Origin of the sequence: Lacticaseibacillus camelliae DSM 22697 = JCM 13995, from assembly GCF_001311195.1 — a bacterium.
GTDB classification, from domain to species: Bacteria; Bacillota; Bacilli; order Lactobacillales; family Lactobacillaceae; genus Lacticaseibacillus; species Lacticaseibacillus camelliae.
This window is the reverse complement of record NZ_BBAJ01000001.1, coordinates 1-26,950: the sequence shown is the minus strand read 5'-3', so window position 1 is coordinate 26,950 and position 26,950 is coordinate 1. Positions and strand designations below refer to the sequence as shown.

Below are 26,950 nucleotides of genomic sequence, written 5' to 3'. Positions count from 1 at the left end.
GTTAAGGCAGTAAACTTGACAACATAATTATCGTTCCGTTAAGCTTTAGGTAATCAATACTAGACATTCGGTTGGGCGCTGCGCTCAAGTTTGCTTTCTCGGGGAGGAAAGCCGCTTGCACGCTGTGCCCTTTTGTCTTCCAAGGAGGAATAAAATGAACCCCCACAACGAACATAAAGCAGACGTCCTAAACCGGCTCCACACCAACCGCAGTACCGGCCTCAGCCAGCAGGAAGCGGCGGCTCGCCTCAGCGAGTACGGCGAAAACGCCTTAGCGCAGGCCAAGCAGACCCCGGCCTGGAAGCAGTTCCTGCTCAGCCTGAAGGAGCACTGGTCATCATCCTGTTCATTGCTGTCGGACTCGCATGGGCCAGCGCCGGCTACGATTTTTTCGTGCGCGACGACCCGGCTCACGGCATGGCCGCCGTGTACGAAAGCATCGCGATCCTCCTACTGATCTTCATTAATGCCGGCCTGTCCTTCTGGCAGGCCAAAAGTGCGCAGAAATCGCTGGACGCCTGAAGGTCATGGCCGACCACCACGCCAAGGTCCTGCGCGACTCGGAGTGGGAAACCGTGCCGGCCAGCCAGCTGGTACCCGGCGACATTGTCAGCGTCAAAACCGGCGATTTCATTGAAGCCGACGTCCGCTGGCTCCATGTGCCGAGCTGCAAACCAACGAGGCCCACCTGACCGGCGAGGCCGAGCCGGTCCAGAAGCAGACCCACGCCCTCGACGGCGACGCCCAAGTCGGCGACCGCACCAATATGGGCTTCTCCGGCGCAACGGTCACCCACGGCAACGGCCTGGGCGTCGTCGTGGCCACCGGGATGCAGTCCGAGCTGGGGAAAATTGCGACCCTGCTCAACCAGGTCGAAACCAAGAAAACACCGATTGAGCGCACCATTGCTGCGCTTTCCAAAAAGCTGATGATTGTCGCGATCATCATCGTCGCCTTCACGCTGATTCTTGAAATGGTCAAGGCCGTGCAGCAAACCGGTACACTGTCCTTTGAGGTCCTTGCCGAATCCCTGTCAACCGCCATCGCCTTAGCGGTGGCCGCCATTCCGGATGCCCTGCCGGCCGTGCTGTCAATCGTGCTGACGATCGGTGCGACCATGCTGGCAAAGAACAACGGCCTGATCAAGTCACTGAACTCAGTCGAGACCCTCGGCGCCACCAGCTACATTGCCTCTGACAAAACCGGCACCCTGACGCGCAACCAGATGACCGTCACGCGCTTTTACGCCAACGGTGCCAGCTACGTCGTCGAAGGCGACGGCTACGAACCGGTCGGCGAAATTCTGCCCGATGATGAAGACGACACGCCGGGCTTCACCCGCTTCATGCTTGCCAGTGTCCTGAACAACGATGCGGCGATCCAGGCGGACGAAGACGGCCGCAGCCAGCCTTACGGGAACCCAACCGACGTGGCCCTGATCGTTATGGGCCACAAGAGCGGGGTCGACCGCGACACCGTGCTCAACAAGGACCAGGCGCTGGACATCGACATCATCCGCGAGCTGCCGTTTGACTCTGAACGGAAAATGATGAGCGTCGTGATCAAGGACGCCGGCCGGTACCAAGTCCTGACCAAGGGTGCGCCGGACGTGCTGCTGGCAAAAACTGACCTGATCGAGGACCACGGCAAAATGATCCCCATCGCAGAGGGTCGCGCCGCTGTCGAACACCAGGTGAACCGCTTCGCCGAACAGGCCCTGCGCACACTGGCCGTTGCCGTCCGCGACATCGATGAGGCGCTCGCCCTGCACGGCACCACAGCCCAGCTCGAGCAGCACCTGACCCTGCTCGGGATCGCCGGCATCATCGACCCGCCGCGCCCGGAAGTCCGGCAAAGCGTGAAGGAGCTGCACCAGGCCGGCATCAATGTCGTGATGATCACCGGCGACCACGCTGTGACGGCGCGCGCCATTGCGCTGAAGCTTGGCATCGTGACCGACCCGAACGCCCGGGTGATCGAAGGAAAGCAGCTGGCCGCCATGGATGACGACACCCTCTTCCGCCTCGCGCCGGACATCCGTGTGTACGCCCGCGTTTCGCCTGAGCACAAGCAGCGCATCGTTCACGCCTTGCAGCGCCAAGGTGAAACCGTCGCGATGACCGGTGACGGCATCAACGACGCCCCGGCTCTGCGCGCCGCAGACATCGGCATCGCATGGGCATCAACGGCACCGAGGTGACCAAGGACGCCGCCGACCTGATCCTGCTGGACGACCAGTTCACGACCATTGAAAACAGCGTCCGCGCCGGCCGCACCATTTTGCCAACATCAAAAACTTCATGCGCCACGAGCTGACGACCAACGTCGCCGAGGTCCTCGCACTGCTCTTTGGGGTCCTGCTGATGACTCAGCCGATCGGCCAGGTTGCGGCGACAACACCGACGCTGACCGCGCTCATGGTGCTTTGGGTGAACATGGTGTCCGACGCCTTACCGAGCTTCGCACTGGGTTACGACGTGCCGGAGGCGGACCTCATGCACCGGCCGCCACGCAACGTGAAGCAGTCGATCCTGTCCGGCGTGCTCACCCGCATCTTCGTGCGCGGCACTGTGATGGGTGGGTTGGTCTACGTTGCCTTCGTCTGGGGCGCTGCCAGCGGCATGTCCGCCGGCCAGGCCCAGACCCTGGCCTTCCTGACCCTCGTGTTCGGCCAGCTGTGGCACGTGTTTGACGCCCGCAGTACCCGCACCCTGTTCCGCCGCAATCCGTTCAACAACCCTCGCCTCCTCATGGCCGTGGGCTTTGCGGCCAGCGCTTCCCTGCTGGTGACCCTCATGCCGTTTTTCAACGAGGTGATGGGCACCGCGCCGCTGTCGACCCCGCTGTACGCGGCGGTGATCTTCCTGCCGGCGATCCCAACCTTCATCCTGTCGGGCCTGAAGGAACTCTACTGGGCGCTGCGTCCAGGAAAAGGTGGCAAATCCCAGTCCGCTTCACCTAACGAAATCCCAGAGGCCGATTGACACTCCAACGGGGGCGCAGAAGGAGGATGGTCGGAGGCGGGATCGGCTCAGTGGCGAAATTGTTGTTAGCGGCTTGAGCTTAGAGTAAGCGGCTTTGCCGCATACTCTAAGCCATGCGCAGCTGCCGCTTACAACAAGATCCGACTGAGAGACTCGCTTGCGAGGCTCGAAGCGGTATCCGCCACGTTCCAGCCGAATCCCGCCGGAGACCATCCTCTGCCCCACAGTTTCGTCGTTGTATTTTCCCAGCAGAATGCCTACAATCGGGGTAACAATAGTGAGGTGAAAACTGTGGATGTTTATCACGCCATCAAAATGCTTCAGATTGAGCACCAACCGCTGAACCACTCGCAAGTCGTGATCATTGACGGCAACGGCAAGCCGCAATCGCAGCTGAGCGACCTGCTTTTCGACTGCATGAGCAAGATCGACCTCTTTACTGACCTCAGCACCACTGACACCTCGAGCGACGTGATCGATGATTTACACTTGCTCACGCCCCTGCCTAACGACGTGCTGGATGAGTATCAGAAGATCCTCGACCAGCCGATTTCCGGCATCAACATCGCGTCCCACAAAAACCTGGTCGAGTTGGTTTATGAGCCGCTCGTCTGATGGTTCACCAAGCCCAGCCGCCTCAGCGGTTGGGCTTTTTTGCGCCGTAAGCCACCAAAAAGGCCACCAGCACGATCCGTGTCAGTGGCCAGCCAAGGCTAGTTGTTGCTGAGGTCTTCGCCGTTGGTGGCGATGACTTTCTTGTACCAGTAGAACGAATCCTTCGGCGTGCGGGCCAGCGTGCCATTACCCTGATCGTCGCGGTCGACATACACGAAGCCGTACCGTTTCTTCATTTCGCCGGTGCCGGCGGAAACTAGGTCGATGCAGCCCCACATCGTGTAGCCCATCAGATCGACGCCATCCAGCGTTACGGCATCGCGCATGGCCGCGATGTTCTGCTGCAGGTACTCGATGCGATAGCTGTCGTGGACCTTGCCATCAGCGGTCAGTTCATCGGCCCAGCCAATGCCGTTTTCAACGACCCACAGTGGCTTGTGGTAGCGGTCGTACAGGTTGTTCAGCGCAATGCGCAGTACCTGCGGGTCAGTCGCCCAGCCCCAGGCATTGGTCTTCAGGTACGGATTCTTGACACCCGCCATGAAGTTGCCGGCATCGCTGCCTGCCGTCTTGTGCGTCGTAACGGTGTTAGAACCATAGCAGGAAAAGCTGAGAAAATCGGCCGGATAATGCGCCAGTAATTCGTAATCCTCTGGCGTGTCGTCGAGCTTGATCCCGTCACGAGCGTATTTCTTCAGGCGATAGGCCGGATAGTGCCCGCCGGTTTGGACATCGGCAAAGAAGTAGGTATCCTGCATGTCGACCTGCGCCTTGAGCTGATCGTTGGGGTCGGCCGTCAGCGCATACAGCGGACTGTAAGCCAGCATCTGGCCAATTTTGACATCGGGATCGATCTTGTGGGCCGCCCGCACCGTCAGTGCGCTGGCGACAAACTGGTTGTGCGCCCCTTGGGCCCGCGTCTGCTCGGTCGCGTTGATAATGCCACCGCCGAGAAAACCGCTCATGTCGATCATGTTGATTTCGTTAAAGGTCAGGTAGTAGTGCACCTTGCCCTTGTAACGTTCGATGACCGTCGTGGCGTACTTCACGAAGAAATCGATCAGCTTGCGACTCGCCCAGCCGTTGTACTTGATTGCCAGGTTCAGCGGGGTTTCGTAGTGCGACAATGTCACCAGCGGCTCAATGTCGTACTTCTTGCACTCATCGAAGACGTGATCGTAGAAGGCCAGACCCGCTTCGTTAGGCTCTTCGTCGTCCCCATTTGGGAAAATGCGCGCCCAGTTAATACTCAGGCGGAACACCTTGAAGCCCATTTCGCTCATCAGCTTGATGTCTTCCTGGTAATGGTGATAAAAGTCGGTGGCAATGTGGCTAGGGTAATATTCCCCGGGTAATACTGCCGGCTCCGCCCCTTCTGGAACCTGCCGGCCGGCCTGGCCGAACTGCATCGGGGTGCCGCCGGTTGCGCCGGTGGTCGGATTCTTCCAGGTGACCCGGCGCGGCTTGTCGTAAGCCCCAGCAGTCATCACATCGGCGGTGCTCAGGCCTTTGCCACCATCGCGGTAGCCGCCCTCATACTGGTTGGCGGCAGTGGCGCCGCCCCACAAAAAGTGATCATCAAATGCCAAGTTAAAAACTCCTTTCTGGCTCACCGCTGGTCGCCAAAGGCTGCCAGCGGACATGATCAGTGTAACCCAGAAATCGTGAAAACGATGCCACTTTTTTTATTCAAGACCCGCCGAAGCGGCTTGATGTGCTACGCTTGTCACTAGAAAGAAGGCACACACCATGGTTAAATCTGACCGCACCACATCGCCTGACTGGGTGCTTGCGGCGGGCTACCTCATTCCTCAGCTGGGCTTGCAGTGGCTGCACCAAATCGGCTGGCTCGCCTTAGTCTTCCCACCGGTCGGCGCGCTCTGCTTGTACCTGGCTTTACGACGCGAACCGCAGCCAGTCTACAAGCGCCTGATTCCTTGGGGCTTCGTCCTCGCCGCTGGGGTCATGATCGTCATGTTGTTTTTCGCCTGATTACCAAAGGAGTTTATAACGATGAAAATTGAACCCATTACCCCGAAAAAGTTTGACGCCAGCCTTGACGTCATCAGACAGGCTTTCGCCGGGGCCGCCCACACCGACGGCCACGAAGCGGAGTTGGTCGAGAAACTGCGCAAGAGTCCCACCTACGATCCCGACTACGATGTCATTGCCACCAGCGACGACGGTGCCGTGATCGGCAGCGCCCTGCTCTCCGCGGCCAAGATCATCAGCGACGCGCAAACTTGGCCGGTATTTGTCCTGGCCCCGCTGGCCGTGTTGCCTGCCTACCAGCACCAAAGCGTGGGCAGCAACCTCATCAAATACCTGGAAATGCAGGCTGGTGAAGACGAGCGCATGGCCATCAGCATCCTTGGCGACCCCAAATTTTACGGCCGCTTCGGTTACCTGCCGGCTAGTCAGTATGACATTACCGGTCCCTTCACAGGCGCCGAATTCATGATCAAACCGATTCGCCAAGGCGGCTTGGAGAACGTGTCCGGCCGGCTTGAATACGACCCGGCGTTTGGGCTTTAAAACGCAACGGCCAGGTTTGACCCGCCCTGCCGTTTCACGTGAAACAGCCTGAATTTAAGCCAAGGCCCATGGCAATGCTGCCATGGGTCTTTTGCTAACCAGCGCTAGGCTGTTTTTCCGGACAGCCACAGGCCCACCAGAGTCAGTGCGGCCCCCAGCATGATCAGCGGCGTGAGTGGCTCGTGCAAGAGCCACACGGAAAAGGCCAGCGTGATCACCGGTACCAGGTACATGTAGACACTGGTGCGCACCGTCCCCAGCCGCTTCACCGCGAAGCTCCAGGTCACAAAGCACAGTGCACAGGCGCCGATGCCCAGAAACAGGAAGTTGCTCAGATTGACCGGCTGCACCAGCTCATGCCAGTCCAGCTTGAAGCCAAACAGCCACGTCAGCGGCAGCATGAATAAGATCCCATAAAAAAACGTATGGCGGGTGGCCTGAATCAGATTCACATCCAGCGTCCCTATTTTGGCCGTCAGGAGCGAATAAACAGCCCAGACCAGCGCGGCCAGAACGGCCAGTGCGTCCCCCAGCCAGTGACCGACCATCGCGACTTCACTGTGGTCGCTGACCAGGATCACGCCGCTCATCGCCACCACAAACCCAATGTAAAACCAGCGGTTAGGCAGCTTGGCGTGCAGAAAGACGACCGTCAGCAGCGCCATGAAAAACGGGGAGATCGTGACGATGATGCCCACGTTGCTGGCGGTGGTTTGGGTCAGCGCTAAGTTTTCAAGCAGGTAGTATAAGGTGATGCCGCTGAGTCCGGCAAAAACAAACAGCCATTCCTGCTTTGGCCGCGCCAGCCTCACGCGACCTGGCCGCATCATGAGTAGCGTCAAATAACCGATCACAAACCGCGTGAGTAAAATCTCGAGCGGGCCAAAGTGCCTCAGCAGCACCTTGGTCGCGATATAAGTCGTCCCCCACAGCAGAATCGTGAACAGCGCTGCCAAATGGCCGGCACGTGATTGTTCTTTTTGCAAATGGCCGTCCCCCTACTTGAAATAATCATTAAGTCAACATTATAAACTTACCTCACGGATATTGCTTAAGCGGCCGTGCGACCACATTTTGGCCCATCAGGTGCCGCCCAAACCGGGCATCAATAATCGTCCGAGGTACCGCTTTCGCCTAGTCATGCGTATAATAGAGGTATTAAAGAACAAAATACCAAGGAGGACCATCGTGAAAGTTAGAAAAGCAGTTATTCCGGCAGCCGGGCTCGGCACTCGCTTCCTGCCTGCCACCAAGGCGCTGGCGAAGGAAATGCTTCCGATCGTCGACAAACCGACCATTCAGTTCATTGTCGAAGAGGCCAAGGCCAGTGGAATCACCGACATTCTGATCGTCGAAGGTAAGAACAAGCGCAGCATTGAAGACCATTTTGACTCGAACCCCGAGCTTGAACAGAACCTCCAGGAAAAAGGCAAGACAGCAATGCTGAACCTGGTCCACTCGACCACTGACATGGGTGTCAACCTCTTCTACGTGCGTCAGACCCATCCCAAGGGCTTGGGCGACGCGGTGCGTCTGGCAAAGTCCTTCGTCAACGATGAGCCGTTTGTGGTCATGCTGGGCGATGACCTCATGATGGACAAGGTGCCGCTCACCCAGCAGCTGATCAACGAGTACGAGCGCACCCACGCCTCGATCCTCGCCGTCAAGCGGGTCCCCCACCAGGACGTGTCGGCCTACGGGGTCATCGATCCCGAAACCGAAGTGTCTGAGGGCCTGTACAACGTTCGCAAATTCGTTGAAAAGCCGTCTGTTGACGATGCGCCAAGTGACTTGGCCATCATCGGCCGCTACCTCCTAACGCCGGAGATTTTTGACATTCTGGAGCACCAGAAGCCGGGCAAAGGCAACGAAGTCCAGCTCACCGACGCCATTGATACGCTGAACCAGACCCAGCGTGTGTTTGCCCACGAGTTCAAGGGCAAGCGCTACGATGTCGGCAACAAGTTCGGTTTTGTGGAAACCAGCGTCGAATATGGGCTGACTCACCCGGAAATCAAGGATGAACTGCACGACTACATTCTCAGACTCGCCGACCGCATTAAAAAAAGAAGACGCGGCCAAGGCGAAGGGCAATGCCAAGAAATAACTGCTGACAGCTGAGCCCCGATCAGAAATCATCAGATTTCTGATCGGGGTTTTTGCATACCCTGCGCGCCAATGAAAATTTCCTGCGGCGGCGAAGGCCCCCTTTCAATCCTATTTTGATGAGGTGAAAAATGGCTTAAGTGCTTGCCCCACTTTCATCTTGCCCGGTTCGGTGGTACGCTTAATCGTAAACTTTTTCACTGCGGAGGCCATCATGACACAGCATCAAGCATCCCCGTCCGACCTGGTGCCGGACGGCCACCATCACATGACAATTCACTGGCACAACTTCGTCAAGGACGATGAGGTGCTGGTGACCGAGGCCAGTCTGGCTGAGCGCGCCAGCATCGTCGGCCGCGTTGGGTTGATGCTGCTGGGAGCCGGCACCGGGGCTTGGCGCGTCCGCGAGGCGATGAACAGCGTCGCCCGGCCGCTGGGGCTCACCTGTGCCGCCGATGTCGGCCTGATCTCCATCGAGTACACGTGCTTTGAGCACGGCCACCACTACTCGCAGACGATGTCGCTGCCCAACAGCGGCGTCAACACCGACAAGCTCCACGCGATGGATATTTTCGTCAACAACTTCGCCGAGACGCTGACCAATTTGACCGTCCACCAACTCCACACGGAGCTGGATAAAATTGATAAAAAGCGCGGTAATTACACCCCGTTTCAGGTCGGCCTGGCCTCGGCGCTCGCCTGCGCAGCCTTCGTGTTTCTGCTTGGCGGTGGTCCCATTGAAATGTTTTGTGCCTTCTTCGGCGCTGGTGTGGGGAACCTGGTCCGCCGCCTCATGCTCGACCGTCACATCACCCTATTCGCCAACGTCTCAGTGGGCGTGGCAGCCGCCTGCCTGACTTACGCCGGTGTGTTTGCCCTGCTGCAGCTGGCCTTCCATGTGGCAGCCGCGCACGAGGCCGGCTACATTGGCGCAATGCTGTTTGTCATTCCCGGTTTTCCCTTCATTACCTCAGGGCTGGACATGGCAAAGCTCGACATGCGCTCCGGTCTTGAGCGCGGGATGTTCGCCATCTTAACGATCGTCGTCGCGACGTTGACCGGCTGGGTCGTCGCCATGATCATCCAGCTGCGGCCGCAAAACTTCCTGCCGCTGGGGCTAAGCTTCTGGCCGCTCCTCGGCCTGCGCCTGGTCGCCAGCTTCTGCGGGGTCTTCGGCTTCTCTCTGATGTTCAACAGCCCAGTCAAAATGGCCACCACGGCGGGCCTCATCGGCGCCGCCGCCAACACGCTGCGCCTGACGCTGGTCGGCTTTGCCGTGCCGGCCGCGGCAGCCGCGTTTCTTGGCGCACTGCTTTCCGGCCTGCTGGCGTCTCTGGTCAATTCGAAAAATGGCTACCCGCGCATCTCACTCACCGTGCCCGCCATTGTGATCATGGTGCCTGGCCTGTACATGTATCGCGCCATGTTCAACCTCGGACTGTCCAACCTCGACGTTGGCGGCACCTGGTTGATCCAGGCCGCGATGATCGTCGTCGCCTTGCCCCTGGGCCTCGCCTGCGCGCGCATCCTCACCGACAAGAGCTGGCGTCACGCCGACTGAACTAGATGATCGCAAAGTGCTGGGCCGGCGAGCCCAGCACTTTTTTTTGGCCATTGGCGTTAGAATTGAGGCGAGGTGATCATATGGATCAAAATTGGCTTGACCAGCTCCCCATCGAACCGGTAACTTCGTATCAAGGCGTTCACGGCGGCGACGTGAACGAGGCGTATCACCTGAACACTGCCAAGCGCGAGTTGTTCCTGTTAGTCCAGCCCGGCCAGCCTGCCAGTTTTTATGCCGGTGAGATCGCCGGTCTGAAAGCATTCCAGGAAAACGACATTAACGCCCCGCGCGTGCTGGGCAATGGCGCAATCGATGGTGCCGGCTACCTCTTGCTCAGCTACATGACCAGCGGCACCGGCGACCAGGCCGCCCTCGGCCATCTAGTCGCGAAACTCCACCAGGTTAAAAGTCCCAATGGCCGCTTCGGCTTTGATCAACCTTACGCCGGCACCTCGGTCAGCTCGACAACGCGTGGACCGACACCTGGACCGAGCTGTTCGTTGACCGCCGTCTGGACGTGCTGGACCGCGCGCTCACGCACAAGGGCCTGTGGACTGCCGCCGACCACACCCGCTACCTGGCCGCCCGGGCCAAAATTGTCGCCGCGCTGGCCAAACGCGCCAGTCAGCCTGTCTTGCTGCACGGCGATCTGTGGTCCGGCAATTTCATGTTCACAGCAAATGGCCAGCCGGCGCTGATCGACCCGGCGGCGCTATACGGTGACCGCGAATTCGACATCGGCATCACCACCGTGTTCGGCGGCTTCAACGACCGCTTTTACCAGGCCTACGCGGCGGATCTACCGCTCGAACCCGGCGCGGGCAAGCGGCTCGACTTTTACCGGCTGTACCTGCTCATGGTGCACCTGGATAAGTTCGGCAGCAGCTACGCGCGGCCGGTGAGTCAACTCTTAGGTAGAATCATTGCAGACTGAGGCCAGTCGCATAAGGGCTTCGTGCGCTGCCCTTCGCAACCTGTTTTGAAAGCGGCTTCCATCAGTGGTTAAATGAACTTAGCGTGTATTCGGCGCATTAACTATTCTTGGAGGCAGAACTTATGAGTGTTTTTCCTAAAGGATTTCTGTGGGGCGGCGCCATTGCCGCGAACCAAGCGGAAGGCGCCTGGCAGACGGATGGCAAGGGCCCGTCGATCAGCGATGTGACCCCACACGGCCTGGGCGGCGAAATTGACAAAAAGCCCATCCCCGGCAAATACTACCCGAACCACGAAGCCATTGATTTTTACCACCGCTACCAAGGCGACCTGCAGTACATGCAGGAAATGGGCTTCAACTGCTTCCGGACGTCGATCGCCTGGAGCCGGATTTTTCCCGATGGCGAAGAGGCAGAACCTAACGAGGCCGGCCTGAAATATTACGACGACCTGTTTACTACTATGCACAAACTGGGCATGGAACCCGTCGTCACCATCAGCACTACGAGACCCCGCTGGCGCTGCACGATAAGTACGGCGGCTGGACCGACCGCCACCTGATTGACCTGTACGAAAAGTACTGCCGCGTTTTGTTCACGCGTTACGGCAAAACCGTGCATTACTGGATGACATTCAACGAGATGAACAATACCCACACCATCCCCTTCGCAGCCGCCGCGATCGACGTCACCGGCGACGTCGACCACAAGACGCAGCAGATGTACCAGGCCGAGCACAACATGTACGTGGCCAACGCCAAGGCGGTGCGGCTAGCCAAACAGCTGATGCCAGACGCACACATGGGCATCATGCTGTCGCTGAGCCAGGCCGCCGTGTACCCAGCGACCCCGGCACCCAAGGACGTGTTCGGCGCCATGCAGCTCCAGCGGCGCACGTTTATCTCCGCCGACGTTCAGCTGCGCGGTGAGTACCCCGGCTATGCCAAACGCATTTTCAAGGAGCACCATTTTGAGCTCGAAATGGGCCCAGACGACCTGCAGCTGATCCACGACTACCCATCTGAGTACCTCGGTTTCTCTTACTACCGGTCCTCGACTTACGCCGATGGCACGCCGATTTACGGCGACACCGGCGGCGTGGTCGGCCGGCCGAACCCATACCTGAAGTCCACCGACTGGGGCTGGCAAATCGACCCGCTCGGCCTGCGCTGGATCTGCAACCTGGTTCAGGACCGTTACAACTGCCCAATGTTCATCGTCGAAAACGGCCTCGGCATGAAGGACACCGTGAACGCGGACGGCAACATTCACGACCCGGAGCGCGCGGACTACCTGAAGCAGCACGTGCAGGCCATCGGCGAGGCCATCAAGGACGGTTGCAACATCATAGGCTACACCTGGTGGGGCCCGATCGACATCGTCTCCGCCGGCACCGGCCAGATGAGCAAGCGTTACGGCTTCGTCTACGTTGACCGCGACGACGAGGGCCACGGCACCCTCGCCCGCAGCAAAAAAGACAGCTTTGAGACTTACAAGCAGATCATCGCCAGCAACGGTGAGTGCGTCTTCGACAAGTAGCGCAATAACGGCGCGACTGCTTCGTGATGAAGCGGCCACGCCGTTTTGATTACTTATCTCGCAATACTGACTGTTTTTAAGGGCTGAACCGACAAAAATCCCCACAACTCAGAGTGAATTGTGGGGACATCACGCAAATTTATGTCAAGGTACCTAGCTGAAACACTGAGCGCTCAGGCACGCCGGCGCTTGAAGCCAACGAGGCTCCCAAGTGCGGCCAGAATACCCAGCCCAGCAGCGGCGAAAGCGGCATTCGTTTCATCACCAGTCTTGGGTAATTGGTTGCCGTTTTGACTCGCACTCTTACCAGCCGGGCGATTGATTTGAGTCCCAATTGCGGCCGCCAGTTGGATGGCAGCTGGCGTCCCATTCGGGTGACCAGCCTCGGCGCCGTTCTGAGCACGGTTACCACTGGTGCCATCAGCAAGCTTGGTTGGTGTCTTCGTTGCGGTTTTCACGATGAAGACGTTGGCCTTGATCTGTGCGAGAAGGCTCTTAGCCTGTGTGAGGATGGCAGTGTCTGCAGCAAGTTGTGCGTTCGGTTGCTTTGCAGATGCCATTGCCGTCTCAAGGTCAGCCTGTGCCTGAGCTAATGCTTGGTTGGCCGCATCGAGGCTTTGCTTTGCAGCAGGCTGAGCGTCTTGAGCTGCTTTTAACGCAGCATTGGCATCGTCAAGTGCTTTTTGCAACTTTGCCCGCGTATTAGCAGCATCAGTTAAATCCTTAACGTGCTGCTGAGCAGTAGCCAGTGCTGCTTCTGCAGTTTTGACCGCTGCGTCAGAGGTGGTCTTAGCGCCTTTAGCTTCAGTTAGTGCAACTTGAGCTGACTCCAATTTGGCCTGCGCGGCGTCCACTGCCTGCTGAAGCTGAGTGTCTGATTCGGATTGCGCGGCTTCAGCACTGCGCGTCGCGGTTGTTTTGACAGTATCTAAGTTATCCTTAGCCGTCGTCAGCTGACTCTGCGCCGCTGCTAAAGCAGTGTTAGCCGATGTTACTTTTGCATTAGCCGCAGTCAAAGCCTGGCTTGCTGTCTCCGAGTTGGCCTTCGCTTTGGTCAAGGCAGCCGTCGCTTTTTTTAACATCCGCTGCCTTGGAACTGGGCTTCGTACCAGAAACGTAGACAAACTTGTAGTTAACCAGACCGACACGACTTTGAGAAACGGCAAGTGATGGATTTATTTCTGCATTTATAGCGTCGTATGCGGCCATATAGTCTTCATATGATGGGTAATCCTCAGGTGATTCGTCCTTCATATAGTAGTCGAATGCAACAGCATTAACTTTTGGATTGTATCCTAGTCCGCTATCCGCTATTTCACTAAACAGTAAGTTTGTACGATGTCCATAATGAAGACTGCTGCCAGCAGGAAAGACATTCTCCGACTCGTCAAACCATCCCATCAAGAGACTGTACGCAAACTCCTGATCACTGCCGTACCAAGAACTAGGGTATGTACCGGCCAAGTTCTCACCGGAATTGGGTTGTACGTTTTTGTGTTCCAGAACCCCAGTCTGCGCCGCGGCCTGTTTATTCGCATACGCCATGCCTCGATCAGTAGGTGCAAGACTACCAGTGACCCCGTTCGCCGCTCGCAACTCGTTTAAATACTGGTAGAAGTATTTGACAACATTTGACCAGTTTACAGTGTACTTTGATGGATCTCCATTAACGGTCACCACGGTAGTCGTCTTGCTGGCAGGCTTAGAGTCGGGCCAATTAGCAGTATTATAGTCGTGCTCCGCAATCGTTTTACCAGGGATCGTAGCAGACTCAGCGTTTGCTTTGTCTAATGCTGCCTGGGCAGCGGTAACAGCCGCAGCGGCCTTAGTGCTGGCTGTCTTCGCAGCATTGGCGGCCTTGGTGGCAGATGTCACGTTCGCTTTGGCAGAATCGACAGCCTTCTGAGCGGCGGTCACCTCGCTAGTTGCTTTGACTACTGCAGGGTCTCCGGAAATGTCAATGGCCGTTCCCTTCGCCGCCTGGGCTGCCTTAGCTTGGGTGACGGCAGTTTGTGCTGCGTCAACGTTCCCCTGAGCAGTTTCAACGGCCTTGCCAGCGGCCGTTTGGACGGTCTTTGCCGCAGCCGCATCGGCTGCGGCATTGGTCACTGCTTTGTTGGCAGCATCTTGGTCATCCTGAGTCGGATCGGCAGGAACACCATCGAGCGCCTTTTGCGCTGCAGCCTGGGCTGACGCTGCACTCTTGATAGCCGTGCCATCAGCATTCGCCTGGGCGGCCTGCTGAGCCTTGGTTGCCTCTTTGACGGCGGCTTGGGCTTTAGTCACTGCTGCGTTTGCCGGATCAGCTGTCTGATGGTCCTGGTTGACCGTCTTCTGCGCGGCATTAACGTCGGCTTGCCCAGCCGCCACATTTGCATCATACTCCGCTTGTGACTTTGGCTTAGTTGTCGCCATGGCTTTATTAGCCTTATTCGTTGGCGCGGCGGCTGTTGTTGCTTGGGCATCGGTTGCAGCGCTGGCTGTATCGCTGGTATCGGCATGAACTGGTGCCGCCTTGACTGCCATCAAGGCGATGGCAGCCATCGACGTATAAATAAGACGTTTACTGTTTGTGGTCATAAAAGATCCTCCTCCAAAGATAAAAATCAAAATTGAGCTGATGCTGAACTGCTGAACACACGCCCAAAAACATTCCCCCGACACACGCGACCCATATGGTAAAAAGTGCGCAAAAATGGCCAACCTATCCAAGAAATAACCCTGACAATCAACGCATTTGTTACTAATATGCAAATGCTTGATTTCAAGATTCTCTTTGCTAGGTTGGCCAACCATTTTTTGAAGTTATGCGTGCGTATACAACGAATAATATACTGCGAAAAAGGCAGTCGCACAATAGGCAGCGTGATCACTAACCCTCACAGAATTTCATCGCCATCTATCGATTCTTCTATTTTGCGGGCGTGGTTTCGCGCAGCTCCAGCCTGAACGGCACATCAATTTGACGCTTCTCCTTGGGCAAGTCTGTAATGGCGCGAACTGCCTCATCGACAGCCATCCGGCCGATCAGGTTAAAGTCCTGGGTGACACTGGAGATCTTCGGCCGGGTTTGCTCACAGATTTGGGAGCCGTCGGTACTGATAATGCCCCACTGGTGAGTGAAGGCGCCGTCGCGGTCGATCAAACCGTTAATAATACCCAGCGCGCCATCGTCGGAGGTCGCAAACACGGAGTCGACGTCGGCGTTATCGGTGTAGTATGGCACCGCATCGAGACCGGACTGATAGCTGTACTTGCCATCGCCAACGAACAGCCACTCAGGCCGGTACGTGATCCCCGCCGCTTTCAGCGCTGCCTGGTAGCCGGCAAACCGCTGGGTGCCGACGATGTCCTTTTCCGGGTCGCGCCGACAAAACCGATGCGGCTGTACCCTTTGTCAATCAGCGTGCGCGTGGCCAATTGGCCCATCTGGTAGTCGTTGGACGATACGTAAGACAAATCGAGCGCGTAAGCGCTGGCGACTTCCTGCGGGTAGATGCCGGCGCGCTTGATCAGGTCGATGATGGCCTGGTCGGGGTGCACAGAGAGGAAAAGAATGCTGAAAACGCGCCGCTCGATCAAGTCCTCCACGACTTTGCGAATGGCGGTTTGATCATCCCGCTCGGCGATCATGATCAGCACGTCGACGTCACTTTGCCGCGCCTGCTCGGTAATGCCGCGAATAACGTGAAAGTTGGAGTCGGTTTCCGCCGGGTAGTTAATGACCCCCAGCGTCGTCTGCGTGTGACTCGCTAGGTCTGACGCGGAGCGATTCTTGTAGTAACCAAGCTCATCCGCAATGGCCCGCACTTTTTTTCGCTGTGGCTTCGGAAAAGCGCCCCGTGTTGTTTAAAATTCGCGACACGGAAGCGGCGGATAAGCCGGCCTTTTTCGCAATATCTTCGATGGTCACACGCATGGTAATGGTCCTCCTCAACGTCGAGTCTTCGCGTAAGCGCATACGCAACAGCTTCATTTTAGCTGTCTTGACGAATAAAGAGAAGCGTTGGTGTGACGGCTTCGGTTGGCTTAGAAAAAAATTGCGCAAACGCATCCGCAAAATAGTTATGAGATTTTATAAATTCAGATTCTCGCTCATTAGGGCTTTACAAACTCATGAAAGCGTTTAGAATATGAATTGAGCGTTGGGTAAGCGCTTACGCATTTAGGCCTTAGCTCTGGCTGCCTGGTCAGAACAGGGCTGTCATTTTCTGGCTTTTGAGTAAACGTTTACTCAAAATTGGGACTTTTCCCGCCAACGCATTTTAAATCGGAGGTCATTAACATGAAAGGTTTAGTACTCACTGCTGTTAAGAAGATGGAAATTCAGGATCTGCCCAAGCCGAGCGTCTTACCGAACGAGGTCCTGGTGCAAACCAAGTACGCCGGCATCTGCGGCACGGATCACGCGCTGTACAACGGCCTGCCCGGTTCCGCCAAGGCCGTCCCACCAATTGTCCTCGGCCATGAAAACTCCGGCGTTGTCGCCGCGGTCGGCGCAAACGTCACCAATGTCAAAGTCGGCGACCGCGTCACGGTGGACCCCAACATCTACTGCGGTCAGTGCTACTACTGCCGCACCGGTCGTCCAGAACTCTGCGACCACCTGTCCGCGGTCGGCGTGACTCGCAACGGCGGCCTGGCGGAGTACTTCACCGCGCCGGCTTCCGTTGTTTACGAACTGCCAGACAGCATCTCCTTCAAGGCCGGCGCGACCATCGAGCCGATTTCCTGCGCGGTTCACGGGGTGCAGCTGCTGCACCTGACGCCTTACGCTAAGGCACTGGTCATCGGCGACGGCTTCATGGGCCAGCTGTTCGTTCAGATCCTGCAGGCATACGGCGTGCACCAGGTCGATTTTGCCGGCATTATCGATGACAAACTGGCGCTCAACAAGAAGCTGTTCAACGTTAAGAACACCTATAACACCACCCGCGACACCCTGCCAAGCGACTACGATATCGTCGTTGAAGCGGTCGCAAGCCGGAGACCCAGGAACAAGCGGTCAACGCCACCCGCAAAGGGGCCCAGGTCCTGATGTTCGGCGTCGGCCACCCAGACGCCCACTTCCAGATGAACACATATGAGATTTACCAAAAGCAGCTGACCATCCAAGGCTCCTTCATCAACCCGCACGCGTTTGAAGATTCCATCGCGCTGCTGGCCAGCGGCAAGGTCAACGTCGATCCCCTGATCAGCCACGAACTGGAACTCAACCAGGTCGAACCCGTGCTGCAAGGCAAGGTCGCCGGCGTCTCCAAGGCCGTCGTTAAAGTCGGCTAAACCGGTCAGATCACGCAGAGTCGCTCAGGCGGCTCTTCTGCGTTTTTGGAAAGGAGTCTCACCATGCAATTAGGCAGTATCGAAGCCGGCGGCACCAAGTTCGTTTGTGCGGTCGGCGATGAAAATTATCACACCCAGTCGCGGCAGGTCATCCCGACCACCACGCCGCGGGAAACGCTGGCCGCGGTGAACGCCTATTTCGCGCAGTTCCCCGCTCTCAAGGCCATGGGCATCGCCTCATTTGGGCCCATTGAGATCCGCCGCCACTCGCCCAAGTACGGTTACATCACCAACACGCCCAAGCCTGGCTGGTCGAACACCGATTTTGTCGGCGCCATTCGTCAGCAGTTCAAGGGCCCCATCGCCTGGACCACCGACGTCAACGGCTCGGCATACGGCGAATACGTACTCGCCTCGCTGTTCAACGAAAAAATCGCCTCGCTGGTTTACTACACCGTGGGCACCGGGGTCGGCGCCGGCGTCGTGGAAAATGGCCAGTTTCTCGGCACCCTGGGCCACCCCGAAATGGGCCACGTCTATGTCAAGCGTCACCCGGACGACCTGAACTTCAAGGGCATCTGCCCGTTCCACGGCGACTGCTTGGAAGGCCTCATCTCGGGACCCACCTTTGAAGCCCGGCTGGGAAAACCCGGCAAGGATGTGCCACTGACCGACCACGTCTTCGACATTCTGGCGTACTACATCGCTCAGGCCGCGATCCAAAGTACCCTGACGATCCGGCCGAACAAAATCGTCTTCGGCGGCGGGGTGATTTCCGAACCACTGCTGGTCAAGGTGCGCGCCCAGTTCAAGCAGCTGCTCCATGATTACGTGGCAGTCGGCCCACTGGATCAGTACCTCACCATGCCGCAGGCCAAAGACAACGGCTCGGCGACAATTGGCAACTACGCTTGGCGCTGAAGGAATACAACCGGTAATTTGAGAAAGGAGCACCACCTCATGATCATGGATCATGTGACCGGGATCTCGCACATTGGATCCCGGCAAAGAACCTGGACGAAACCATCCGTTTCTATGAAAGCATCGGCTTCAAGTGCCTCGGCATTTTTCACAATGGCCCAAACCGCTGCGGTTTTGTCGCTTACCAGGACCTCATGATCGAGACCTGGGAAGGCGATCAACCTGCGCTGCAGGCCGGCGCGATCAACCACGTCTCACTGAACACCACCGACGTCGACGCCACTTACGCCGCCGCGAAAGCGCAGGGCTTGAACATTGTCGAAAACGAGATTCAAAGCATCCCCAGCTTCTGGGACCACGGCATCCGCTTCTTCAACATTCTTGGCCCGAATCACGAAACCATCGAATTTTGCCAAAAGCTCTAGGAGGCGTTAAGGCATGGCACTGCTGATCGCACTGGTCCCGGCCCTCACCTGGGGACTCATGGCCACCATTACCACCAAGCTCGGCGGCACCGCCGGGCAGCAAACCCTCGGCACCAGCTGGGCGCGCTCGTTCTCGGCCTGGGCGTGTACCTGCTGTACGTCCTGCCGCACGGCGTAACCATCCCCGCCAGCGTCTGGTTGACCGGGCTGCTTTCCGGCATGTGCTGGTCGCTGGGCAACACCGGGCAGTACCTGGCCTACAAGGACCTCGGTGTGTCCGTTGGCCTACCGCTGTCGACCGCGGGCCAAATCGTAGCCAACGCGGTGATGGCTGCCGTCGTCCTCGGCGGCTGGACCACCGGCAAAATGTGGGGCTTTGGCACCCTAGCGATTTTGATCATCGTCTTTGGGGCCACCCAAATCTCCGGCCGCAGCAAAACCGGCGCAAGTCAAATTGCGCCTAGCAAAATGCGGCACGGCCTGATCGTGCTGGCCTGGTCCACGTTAGGCTTTATGCTCTACTTCGTGTTCCCGAACCTGATGGCAAAGCTGGGCATCGTCTCTGCCAGTTTTCACGCCGCAGACCACGGTCTGACCTACATGACCGCCGTGATTTTGCCCCAGGCGATCGGCCAACTCATTGGCGCCCTAGTGCTGATCAGCGCAGTGTTCCACGAGAAACACTTGATCCTCGAAAAGCACTCGTTCACCAACATCCTGACCGGCCTCACTTGGGCCGTCGGCAACTTGTGCATGCTGATTTCGGCGGGCAACCCCCAGGTCGGCCAAACCGTGGCGACCACCCTTTCCCAAATGTGCGTCATTGTCGGCACTTTCTGCGGCATCTTCCTGCTGCATGAGCGCAAGAGTCACCAGCAGATGCGGCACATCGCTGTAGGTACACTGCTGATGGCCCTTGGCGGCATGATCATTGCTAACTTGTAGGCCGCATTCCTGTTGTTTGTCACGGCCACTACCGCTTCTCTATCGATGAACGCTGCGGCCATGAGCGTCATTTCGGCAAAAAAAGCCCACCTGGTGAGTGATTCACTAGGTGGGCTTTACTATAGGGAGGGGAAGAGAACATGCCAATCCAGCCTCAGTCAACTCAGACGAACAAGCCGGTTTGAGTCGATCAGAGTACCATGGTAATAAAAAAACGATCCTCAGCTTCCTGGGGATCGCCAAATTGATTTTCGATCCAAGCACGCGAACAAAGTTCTCGCACCCGATGTGAACCAACACTCCTGCAAAAGTCTCCCCCAAGACTAATGCCTGTAACGTAATCATTATATCTATTCTGAAAAATATATCAAGAAAAACACGAAGAATGATTATTTGCCGGTTTTGATAATGTTTACCCCATTTATCAAGCCATTATAATAACATTCTCTTCTTTTTTTCCGTATTGTCTTTCGCTTTGAGCTTAACTGATTCCCTATCAATGGCCAGTTGCTGTAGGAAGCCGCCTGATTCGATAACGGGCAGCCGCCACCGTCACTTCAAATCATCACGCCACTGACGTTCTGATCAATAATAATTTACATTATTTAACTTTTCGGGCATGCGCCCACACCTGCCAGCCTACCCAATTGGCCAGTTGCCGGCAGTTCTATCGTTTAATTTCCCAGCGATCATTTGAAACAGTCACTGCTTCAGCCTGACCTTTTTTTCGGGTAAAACCGCAGCTTCTGTTGGCGCAGTTTTTTTCTTACCGACTTTCACCCGCCACCGGGTAGGCGCAAGTTCCTTGAGGAGGTAAACCCCGCCTGGCAAATGTTCGATAAACACCTGACCGGTTTCATCCGACTTGACTTCGAGGACTTTGCCTTGCCTGTACAGTGGCTTGCCGTTTTTCTTGCAGAGCTGGTAAACCGCGCCTGAAACCGGATGTCCTTCAAGATCAACGCGATAAAACAAGAGATTGAAAACATGCCGTCTGAGCAGCAGCGTATGAATGCGGCGGCCCATCGCCCACGCCAGCACAAAGAGTGCCCCAATAGCCGCAAGTAAAATAGCGAGCTGCTGCCAACGCTCGCGCTGCTGCGACCCGGCGACATCATGTGCCACCGCGGGCGTGTATGGCACCCGATGCCCGGTGATCAAAAGCCGATGGCTGTTAATCATGTACGGTGTGCACGTGAGTAGCGTCGCCAGGTCCTTACCTGCTTCAATCCTGAGGACATCTGTATCATCCGGCTTCACAACTTGGATGCGGAAGACCTTGTAGGCTAAGTGTTTATCGAACACCTTCAGGACAAAGAGATCGCCTTTTTTTACCCTATTCAGGTCGGAGAACAGTCGCCGGTCGACCAAGCCCCGGTGTCCGGCGATGACCGTATGTGTGTTGGGGCCGCCAACCGGCATCGATGTGCCAGGCACAACGGCGGCGCCGACTTGCAGCGTGGCTTCCGTCAGGGTTTTAAACAGTGGCACCGTCAGTTTCAGCTTGGGAACAATGACATCCCCAATCATGTCATGCTTAAGGTCCACCGTTTGCTTTCGACTCAAACCCGAGAATGGATCGGCGTTCGCATGAATCCCACTTTTTTTCAGTGCTGCGTTGCGCCGCCTCATCGCCGCAAGCTGGTCATCGGCATTCTTCTGGTTTGCTCGCTGAGTCTGAGCCGCGCGATAGTTATCCAGCAGGTCGTTCAGCCCGCCCACGTAAAACGGGTATAAGGCAACCGCCGCACCAAAAATCAGGAACAGGAATGCGATGATTTGGGTGGCAAGATAGGCGCGTGGACGCTGTTTTCGCTTTGACATCGGGGCCTTCCTTCCTGTTTAATGCGAAAAAACGCCGCCTAAGCAGCGCTTTTTCGTCATTCTTGACGTTTTAGTATCAATCAGACTTCTTCGTGACGGCTGCCCTTCTTCAGGAAGAAGAAGGCACCACCCATGACTGCAAGCCCAATGACAATCAGGATGTAGATCCCCATCCCACCGGTGTGCGGCAAGATGCCCTTTGGTGTGTTGTTGATCTGCTGATCGGTAGGAATGCTGCCTACGTCAGAATAATCACTATCAGCGCTGACCGTAAACTTCGTCACTGGTGTGTCACTCAAGACGTAACCCTCTGGCGCTTTGGTTTCTGTCAGCGTGTAATCACCGAATGGCAGGCCTTGAATCTTTAGCAGGCCATCCTCGCCCGAGATGAACTTGGTTGCCTGATCCTTGTCATCCGTAAAGGTCACTGCAAGGGTGTCGGGGTCTTGCACAGCAAATTTCCCATCGCTGTTTTTGACTTCAAACTCCGCGCCTGTCAGACCCTTTTTACTGTTAACGTCTTGCTTCTTAAAGTCAGCTTCACCGATTTCAGGCTTTTGATGACTGTGAATGTCCGTCCCGGGATTGTTGCCAGGAGTCACGGTCAGCTGGTTGTCCAATGGCTGGCCAGCCGCGGCGTCCTTAGTAATAGTTGCATTGTAAGTCACATTAAGAGTTTTGCCGGCACCAGCCAGAACAGCTGGCGAGTAATCCTTGTCCATCAGTAAAGAAATCGAAAATCCTGTCGCTGAGGCAGTGAGCTTATAGTCCGTGTCTGCCTTTAATTCCGTATCACCTAGGGTCACCTTAATCGAATCAGTATCGATTGCTAGCCCTTTATCTGGCGTATCCTTAATATCAAACTTGTCGTATTTCGCCACTGAAAGATCTGCTGGGATGGCCGCTTTGATCGAGTAGTTCAGAACCGCACCGATTTGTGAGCTAAAGGTACCGTCCTTGTCTGGCGCGCCAGCATTGGTGATATCCTTTGTTGCTGTCTCTTGTTCAACGTTCTTGGGATACAGCTGGATATCCTTGTTAACCGTCGTCTTATCAGACTTGTACAGCGGCAGTGCCACAACGAGCGGCGTGGCCTGCTGAATGGTGGTCTGACCGGTCACCACGGAACTGGTTTCGACAAACAGGTAAACTGCATGGTGACCATCGATGGTCGCAGGCAGATCAGAGAACGTTGCTAACCCGTCCTGATCGGTCGTTTTAGTCTCCGCTTCCGCCTTAGTCGGTGTATCCGTGTCACCCTTGGCATCAGCGTCAGTATCGCTGGCAGCAGCCGCATTGACCGGCTTAGCGTATGCCGGGGCGCCGGCTGCGGCATCCTTTTGGATCGCCGCCTGCGCATCGGTCGTGGATTTGCCATTTTGCAATAATTGCTGATACTGATCGGTCACATCGTAAACGGCAAAGGTCGCCCCTTCGAGCGGCTTCCCGGCCTTTAACGCATCTGGTTCGGTCTCGCCATCGTTTTGAACCTCTGGCGAAACCGCATGATCAAACGCCAGCTTATGCAACGTGATGTTCACGGTGTCCGGTGTGTCAGCTGCGGCAACGGTCTGGACCCCCACGGCCGCCTGCAACACCAACGGTAAAATCAGTAACGCACTCGCTAAAAAGTGCTTTAACGTCCCTTTTTTTCATTTGTTACACTCCCTACCTTGTCTTAAATGTCGTTTCCAGTAGTAAACAGTAAAGCCGATAATCAGTGATCCTAACAATGCCAAGCTTGCTTTCGCTTCCCCTGTCTGTGGGAGATGTCCCCAATAATGTGTCAAACGGGGCCCCGGGCCATTACCACCTGGGGTCTTCGGCGGGACAGCTTTAATTGGGTTGTAAATGCGCAGCTCAGTACGGCTTGCCTCACCACGTTGAACCCGATCGGCAAGCAGCGGCCTCAGTGCAACGCCGTTGACCGTGATCTGAGCCATGGTGTCCGCACGCGGAATGCTGAGCCTGATTTGCTGTGCTTGCCGAGTCAGTGCATAGCCCTTGGGTGCCTTCAGCTCCTGAACCACATAACTGCCAGGCGCCAGCGGAACCCCTTTCAACATGACCAACCCGTCTGCCTGCGAGTGCATCTTCAGCACCCGGTGATCGGCCAAGGGTGACTTGGTCTGAAGCCACCGCTGTGCGGTGGTCAGATACGCGCCCGCTCGGCGAACGGCAAAGATTGCCCCTTTTAGCGGCGCCGTTTCCCGGCCGGACCGCCCGTACTTGTAAAAGTACACCGCCCGCTGGACGCGCACCGCTTTCGTGACGATCGTGACGCCTTGCGCCTGATTCTCCTGCGGAAAACTCAGGACGATCGGCAGCGCCTTCTCATTCACGTTCAGGGCATTGGTTGGGTCAAAGCCCGGCGTGGTCTGAACAATCAAATAAGCGTTACCCCAGGCACCAGAAACGGCAAAGTGGCTGATCCGCCGGCATCAGTTTCAACGTTGGCCACCGGTCGCAGATGTTGCTGCTTGATAAAGGCACCGATTGCCTGATCATCCTTTTGGCCCAGCGCTTCTGCCAGCCTTGAAACCGGCTCGCCGCGGACACTCCGCTCATGCGCCGTAGCCGTCATATCGTAAACGGTGAAGTGGGCAAACGCGCCGGGCCGGGTCGGCTGTCCTCTAGCGCTTTGCTGGTTCACCACGTGCTGAATCGTCACTTGGACATCCGTGGCGGCAGCCACCGGATGTCCGCGGCCAAAGGCCAGCATCAGTATGCCGAGAAGGAGCACAATCAGTGAGTTGATTTTTTTCATCATGCTTCCTCCCTTCGCTTTTGCACCCAGGACCAGGCGAAAAGAAGCACAGCAATCAACGCTGCCAAACCGCTAAGCAAAACGGCCTGCAGCGGCCCGGTCCCGCCAGTCGCGGGCAGCCGACCGCGCGGCGTATCGGTCACTGTGAGGGTGATCTGATTGCTTGAGTCGAGATGTCAACATTGCCTTTGAAGTCACCATTCAAACTCACTGCATCACCCTGAATCGTGGCACTCCCAGTCAACGCATCATATCCACCAGGTGGGGTCGTTTCCTCCAAGGTGTACTGTTGATTTGCCGTTGACTGAAGCTGCTCATCAACCGCAGTGCCATCATCACCGGTGGTCAACGTCTTCGGTGCACCGGTAGTTGGGGTCAGGGTGAACACCGCACCCTTAAGCGCGGTGTGAGTGGCCTTGTCGTGCTTGATGATTTTTAAACTCAAGTACTTGTGGTCAGTCTTCACCACGTGCAGGAGCTGACCGCGATATTGATCAGACGCATCGACGTACAGGCCATCGACTGGTTTCCCATCTTCAGTTGGCGCGGTGGTGCCCAGGGCCTTGCCGGCACCGGTCAGCCACTTACCGTCCTTGGTCAATGTCACAGTCTGCGGCGTGGGATCAAGTTGATACCCGGTTGGCGGCGTCGTCTCAGTGATCTGGTACGTGCCTGGCGCAAGCGGCGCCGTCGCACCGGGTTTGATTGTCTTTTCGAAACCAGCGGGACCGGTGACGGTAAACGTGACACCATCAGTCAGCTCCTGGCCAGAATCGGCGTCAACCTTCTTCACCACCAAGCCGTATTGAGTGTTCGTGACGGTCGTCCCGTCAGTCGACTGCTGATAAGTGTCGGCAGCGTGGTCGGCGACCTTCGCGCCGGTTTCCTGAACGGTGTATGTCAGTTTGTGCCCGACTGCGTCTTCCATCGGGAGATCACCAATCGTGTGCTTCCAACTGGCCGGATCCTGCAGTTTGCCGGTAAGCGTCACCACATCCCCATAGGCCTTGCCTTCGTGCCCATCTTGATGCTGATAGAGCTGAAAACCGGCTTCACCCGCGGCATCCGCATCGGTGAGCGACTTCCACTTCTTCTGAATGGTGAGGCTGGTCGTCGGGATTTTCGTGTCCGTCGCAACGACATTACTTCCTGGAGTAGACTGAAAATTCAGATCCCAGCGATGACTGGTGTCACCAGTCTTCACACTTTTAGCAATGATTGAGCCGTACACGTGACCGCCAGTGTTGACCGTAATATTGGCGTCTGGCGCCAATATCGTACCCAGAAAATCATCATTGCCGATTGGAATCGTGGCGTCTTTCGGATAGCCATAAAAGTTCCACAAGACTTTGGCTTTACTGGAGTCCTTGAGATCATCCCCCGTGAGGCCCTGAAGCGAAATGTTCCCCGCCCGGCCAGAATCGATCTGGCTTGGATCGTAACCGGTGAAATCAACGTCGATGATCAGCGGCGTGGCGTCGGCGGCGTGGAAGTCACGCCCAGTAAAATCGATATGGCTCGCCGCCTCGCCGCCAACCGCATAAAGCTGCTTCCAACTTAGGTTGACATACGTCGCATCGGGAATTGACCCCGTCTCGACCTTTTTCGGCTCAGAATCCACGCGATACCCAGCGGGTGCAGTGGTCTCTACAAAGGAATAAGTCCCGGCTTTAGAAACAGACACATTGATCTGGCCTTGCTTATCGGTCAGGAATTTAGTGGGGTCACTCGTCTTATTCGCGTCATTGACCCAAAGATCGTCCTGACTTGAATCTAACGGCTTGCCCGCCGAATCAACCAGCCGGTAAACCGCGCCAGGAAGAAGGGCGCCATCCTCAGCCTGTTTCGTGAGCCGCAGTGGGTAGGGCACACTTTGTAAACTATCATCGCTAAGATCGATGCTTAGGAGGTTATCATTGGTTTTTTGATACGTTTTGCCCTTGTTGGCAAACAGTGCCGACACTGCCCGCAGCCGATCAAACTCTGTCTTAAAGTCAATATAGGGAGCCGCGTCAGTGTCCTGGTAAACCTCATTGGCCTTGAGCGTGTTGTTCTTGACCCCCGCAATGGCCACCGCATGACCGTTATCCGCAGATGTCAATGAGGTGGTCGGCCCGGTCACGAACTTTTGCGACCGGCCAGAGTCTAGGGCCGCGCTTTGAATGCCCTCGATGGTTTGCAGGTAATTGATTTCCTCGCCGTCAGGCTCGATCCCTTTTAGGCCCTGAGAAGTGCCAAAATCGTGCGTCCCGTTAAAACTTTGGGCGGCGACGTTGCCATCTTCCGAGGCCCCCAGGTCGGCATTCAGCGTAAAAATATGGAACCGTTGAGCAGCCCCAAGCACGTCATCTCGTCCCGCCTGATTATCCTGATAATAATCGCCCGCGGCCTGGGGGGCGATTCCATCACCGCGAGTCGTCACGGCAGGCAAATAAGCAAAATTACCCAAAGTCATCACAGCAACTAGGCACAAACGGATCAACCGAATGGTATTTCGCTTCCTCAATTTT

General features: G+C 56.6%; 16 protein-coding genes and 8 pseudogenes. 12 read left to right on the top strand and 12 right to left on the bottom strand.

The genetic code is table 11. The features are described 5' to 3' along the window. Positions 1-154 precede the first annotated feature (154 nt). Positions 155-2,984 (top strand): annotated as a pseudogene (locus JCM13995_RS00120) (cation-translocating P-type ATPase). Between the two features lie 315 nt (positions 2,985-3,299). After that, positions 3,300-3,599, top strand: coding sequence for a hypothetical protein (locus JCM13995_RS00115; protein WP_379909673.1), 300 nt, complete (start codon positions 3,300-3,302; stop codon positions 3,597-3,599). 98 nt (positions 3,600-3,697) lie between these two features. On the opposite strand, the gene JCM13995_RS00110 is transcribed toward JCM13995_RS00115, so the two are convergent. After that, positions 3,698-5,188 carry a glycoside hydrolase family 1 protein gene (locus JCM13995_RS00110; RefSeq protein WP_054661272.1) on the bottom strand — a complete coding sequence of 497 codons (1,491 nt, stop codon included), beginning with the start codon at positions 5,186-5,188 and terminating at the stop codon, positions 3,698-3,700. A gap of 160 nt (positions 5,189-5,348) precedes the next feature. Here JCM13995_RS00110 and JCM13995_RS00105 point away from each other — a divergent pair, with 160 nt between their 5' ends. Then, entirely contained in the window at positions 5,349-5,591 is a 243-nt protein-coding gene (locus tag JCM13995_RS00105) for a hypothetical protein (protein ID WP_054661269.1), read from the top strand. A gap of 21 nt (positions 5,592-5,612) precedes the next feature. Beyond that, positions 5,613-6,134, top strand: a complete 522-nt coding sequence (locus JCM13995_RS00100) for a GNAT family N-acetyltransferase (protein WP_054661266.1) — start codon at positions 5,613-5,615, stop codon at positions 6,132-6,134. Between the two features lie 104 nt (positions 6,135-6,238). On the opposite strand, the gene JCM13995_RS00095 is transcribed toward JCM13995_RS00100, so the two are convergent. Then, complete coding sequence (locus tag JCM13995_RS00095) at positions 6,239-7,120, bottom strand: DMT family transporter (protein ID WP_054661263.1); 882 nt, start codon at positions 7,118-7,120, stop codon at positions 6,239-6,241. A gap of 202 nt (positions 7,121-7,322) precedes the next feature. Here JCM13995_RS00095 and galU point away from each other — a divergent pair, with 202 nt between their 5' ends. The 4 genes and pseudogenes from galU (at position 7,323) to JCM13995_RS00075 (ending at position 12,275) form a co-directional block, all read left to right on the top strand. Continuing rightward, positions 7,323-8,255, top strand: coding sequence for a UTP--glucose-1-phosphate uridylyltransferase GalU (gene galU, locus JCM13995_RS00090; protein WP_054661260.1), 933 nt, complete (start codon positions 7,323-7,325; stop codon positions 8,253-8,255). Between the two features lie 199 nt (positions 8,256-8,454). Next, positions 8,455-9,801, top strand: a complete 1,347-nt coding sequence (locus JCM13995_RS00085) for a threonine/serine exporter family protein (protein WP_054661257.1) — start codon at positions 8,455-8,457, stop codon at positions 9,799-9,801. An 83-nt stretch (positions 9,802-9,884) separates the two neighbouring features. Beyond that, a pseudogene (locus JCM13995_RS00080) lies at positions 9,885-10,738 on the top strand (fructosamine kinase family protein). A 122-nt stretch (positions 10,739-10,860) separates the two neighbouring features. Continuing rightward, positions 10,861-12,275 (top strand): annotated as a pseudogene (locus JCM13995_RS00075) (glycoside hydrolase family 1 protein). A 173-nt stretch (positions 12,276-12,448) separates the two neighbouring features. Here JCM13995_RS00075 and JCM13995_RS00070 read toward each other — a convergent pair. The 5 genes from JCM13995_RS00070 to JCM13995_RS15265 form a co-directional block, all read right to left on the bottom strand. Further along, on the bottom strand, positions 12,449-13,291 hold the full coding sequence (locus JCM13995_RS00070; protein ID WP_054661254.1) for an LPXTG cell wall anchor domain-containing protein: 843 nt from the start codon (positions 13,289-13,291) through the stop codon (positions 12,449-12,451). Next, positions 13,278-14,855, bottom strand: coding sequence for a hypothetical protein (locus JCM13995_RS00065; RefSeq protein WP_054661251.1), 1,578 nt, complete (start codon positions 14,853-14,855; stop codon positions 13,278-13,280). The genes JCM13995_RS00070 and JCM13995_RS00065 overlap by 14 nt, the downstream gene beginning before the upstream one ends. A 331-nt stretch (positions 14,856-15,186) precedes the next feature. Next, a complete protein-coding gene (locus JCM13995_RS15280) occupies positions 15,187-15,585 on the bottom strand; it encodes a substrate-binding domain-containing protein (RefSeq protein WP_369385569.1) in 399 nt (132 codons plus the stop codon). Beyond that, positions 15,582-16,085 carry a LacI family DNA-binding transcriptional regulator gene (locus tag JCM13995_RS15275; RefSeq protein ID WP_054661242.1) on the bottom strand — a complete coding sequence of 168 codons (504 nt, stop codon included), beginning with the start codon at positions 16,083-16,085 and terminating at the stop codon, positions 15,582-15,584. The genes JCM13995_RS15280 and JCM13995_RS15275 overlap by 4 nt, the downstream gene beginning before the upstream one ends. Next, on the bottom strand, positions 16,066-16,194 hold the full coding sequence (locus JCM13995_RS15265; RefSeq protein ID WP_225350599.1) for a LacI family DNA-binding transcriptional regulator: 129 nt from the start codon (positions 16,192-16,194) through the stop codon (positions 16,066-16,068). The genes JCM13995_RS15275 and JCM13995_RS15265 overlap by 20 nt, the downstream gene beginning before the upstream one ends. Positions 16,195-16,560: 366 nt before the next feature. On the opposite strand from JCM13995_RS15265, the pseudogene JCM13995_RS00045 reads away from it, so the two are divergent. From JCM13995_RS00045 to JCM13995_RS00030, 4 pseudogenes are all read left to right on the top strand, one after another. Further along, positions 16,561-17,558: pseudogene (locus JCM13995_RS00045) on the top strand (zinc-dependent alcohol dehydrogenase family protein). Between the two features lie 63 nt (positions 17,559-17,621). Beyond that, positions 17,622-18,496, top strand: a pseudogene (locus JCM13995_RS00040) (ROK family protein). 22 nt (positions 18,497-18,518) lie between these two features. Then, positions 18,519-18,904 (top strand): annotated as a pseudogene (locus JCM13995_RS00035) (VOC family protein). 13 nt (positions 18,905-18,917) lie between these two features. Then, a pseudogene (locus JCM13995_RS00030) lies at positions 18,918-19,849 on the top strand (GRP family sugar transporter). Between the two features lie 702 nt (positions 19,850-20,551). On the opposite strand, the gene JCM13995_RS00025 reads toward JCM13995_RS00030, so the two are convergent. The 5 genes and pseudogenes from JCM13995_RS00025 to JCM13995_RS00005 form a co-directional block, all read right to left on the bottom strand. Beyond that, positions 20,552-21,673, bottom strand: coding sequence for a class C sortase (locus JCM13995_RS00025; RefSeq protein WP_054661237.1), 1,122 nt, complete (start codon positions 21,671-21,673; stop codon positions 20,552-20,554). Between the two features lie 80 nt (positions 21,674-21,753). After that, positions 21,754-23,292 (bottom strand): annotated as a pseudogene (locus JCM13995_RS00020) (SpaH/EbpB family LPXTG-anchored major pilin); the annotation flags it as partial. A 33-nt stretch (positions 23,293-23,325) separates the two neighbouring features. Continuing rightward, positions 23,326-24,063, bottom strand: a complete 738-nt coding sequence (locus tag JCM13995_RS00015) for a prealbumin-like fold domain-containing protein (RefSeq protein WP_054661231.1) — start codon at positions 24,061-24,063, stop codon at positions 23,326-23,328. Next, positions 24,060-24,443: a hypothetical protein gene (locus tag JCM13995_RS00010; protein ID WP_156314249.1), complete on the bottom strand. Its 384-nt coding sequence runs from the start codon at positions 24,441-24,443 to the stop codon at positions 24,060-24,062. The genes JCM13995_RS00015 and JCM13995_RS00010 overlap by 4 nt, the downstream gene beginning before the upstream one ends. 136 nt (positions 24,444-24,579) lie before the next feature. Beyond that, the coding region (locus JCM13995_RS00005; protein WP_225350598.1) for a SpaA isopeptide-forming pilin-related protein at positions 24,580-26,950 on the bottom strand (2,371 nt) is incomplete at its 5' end.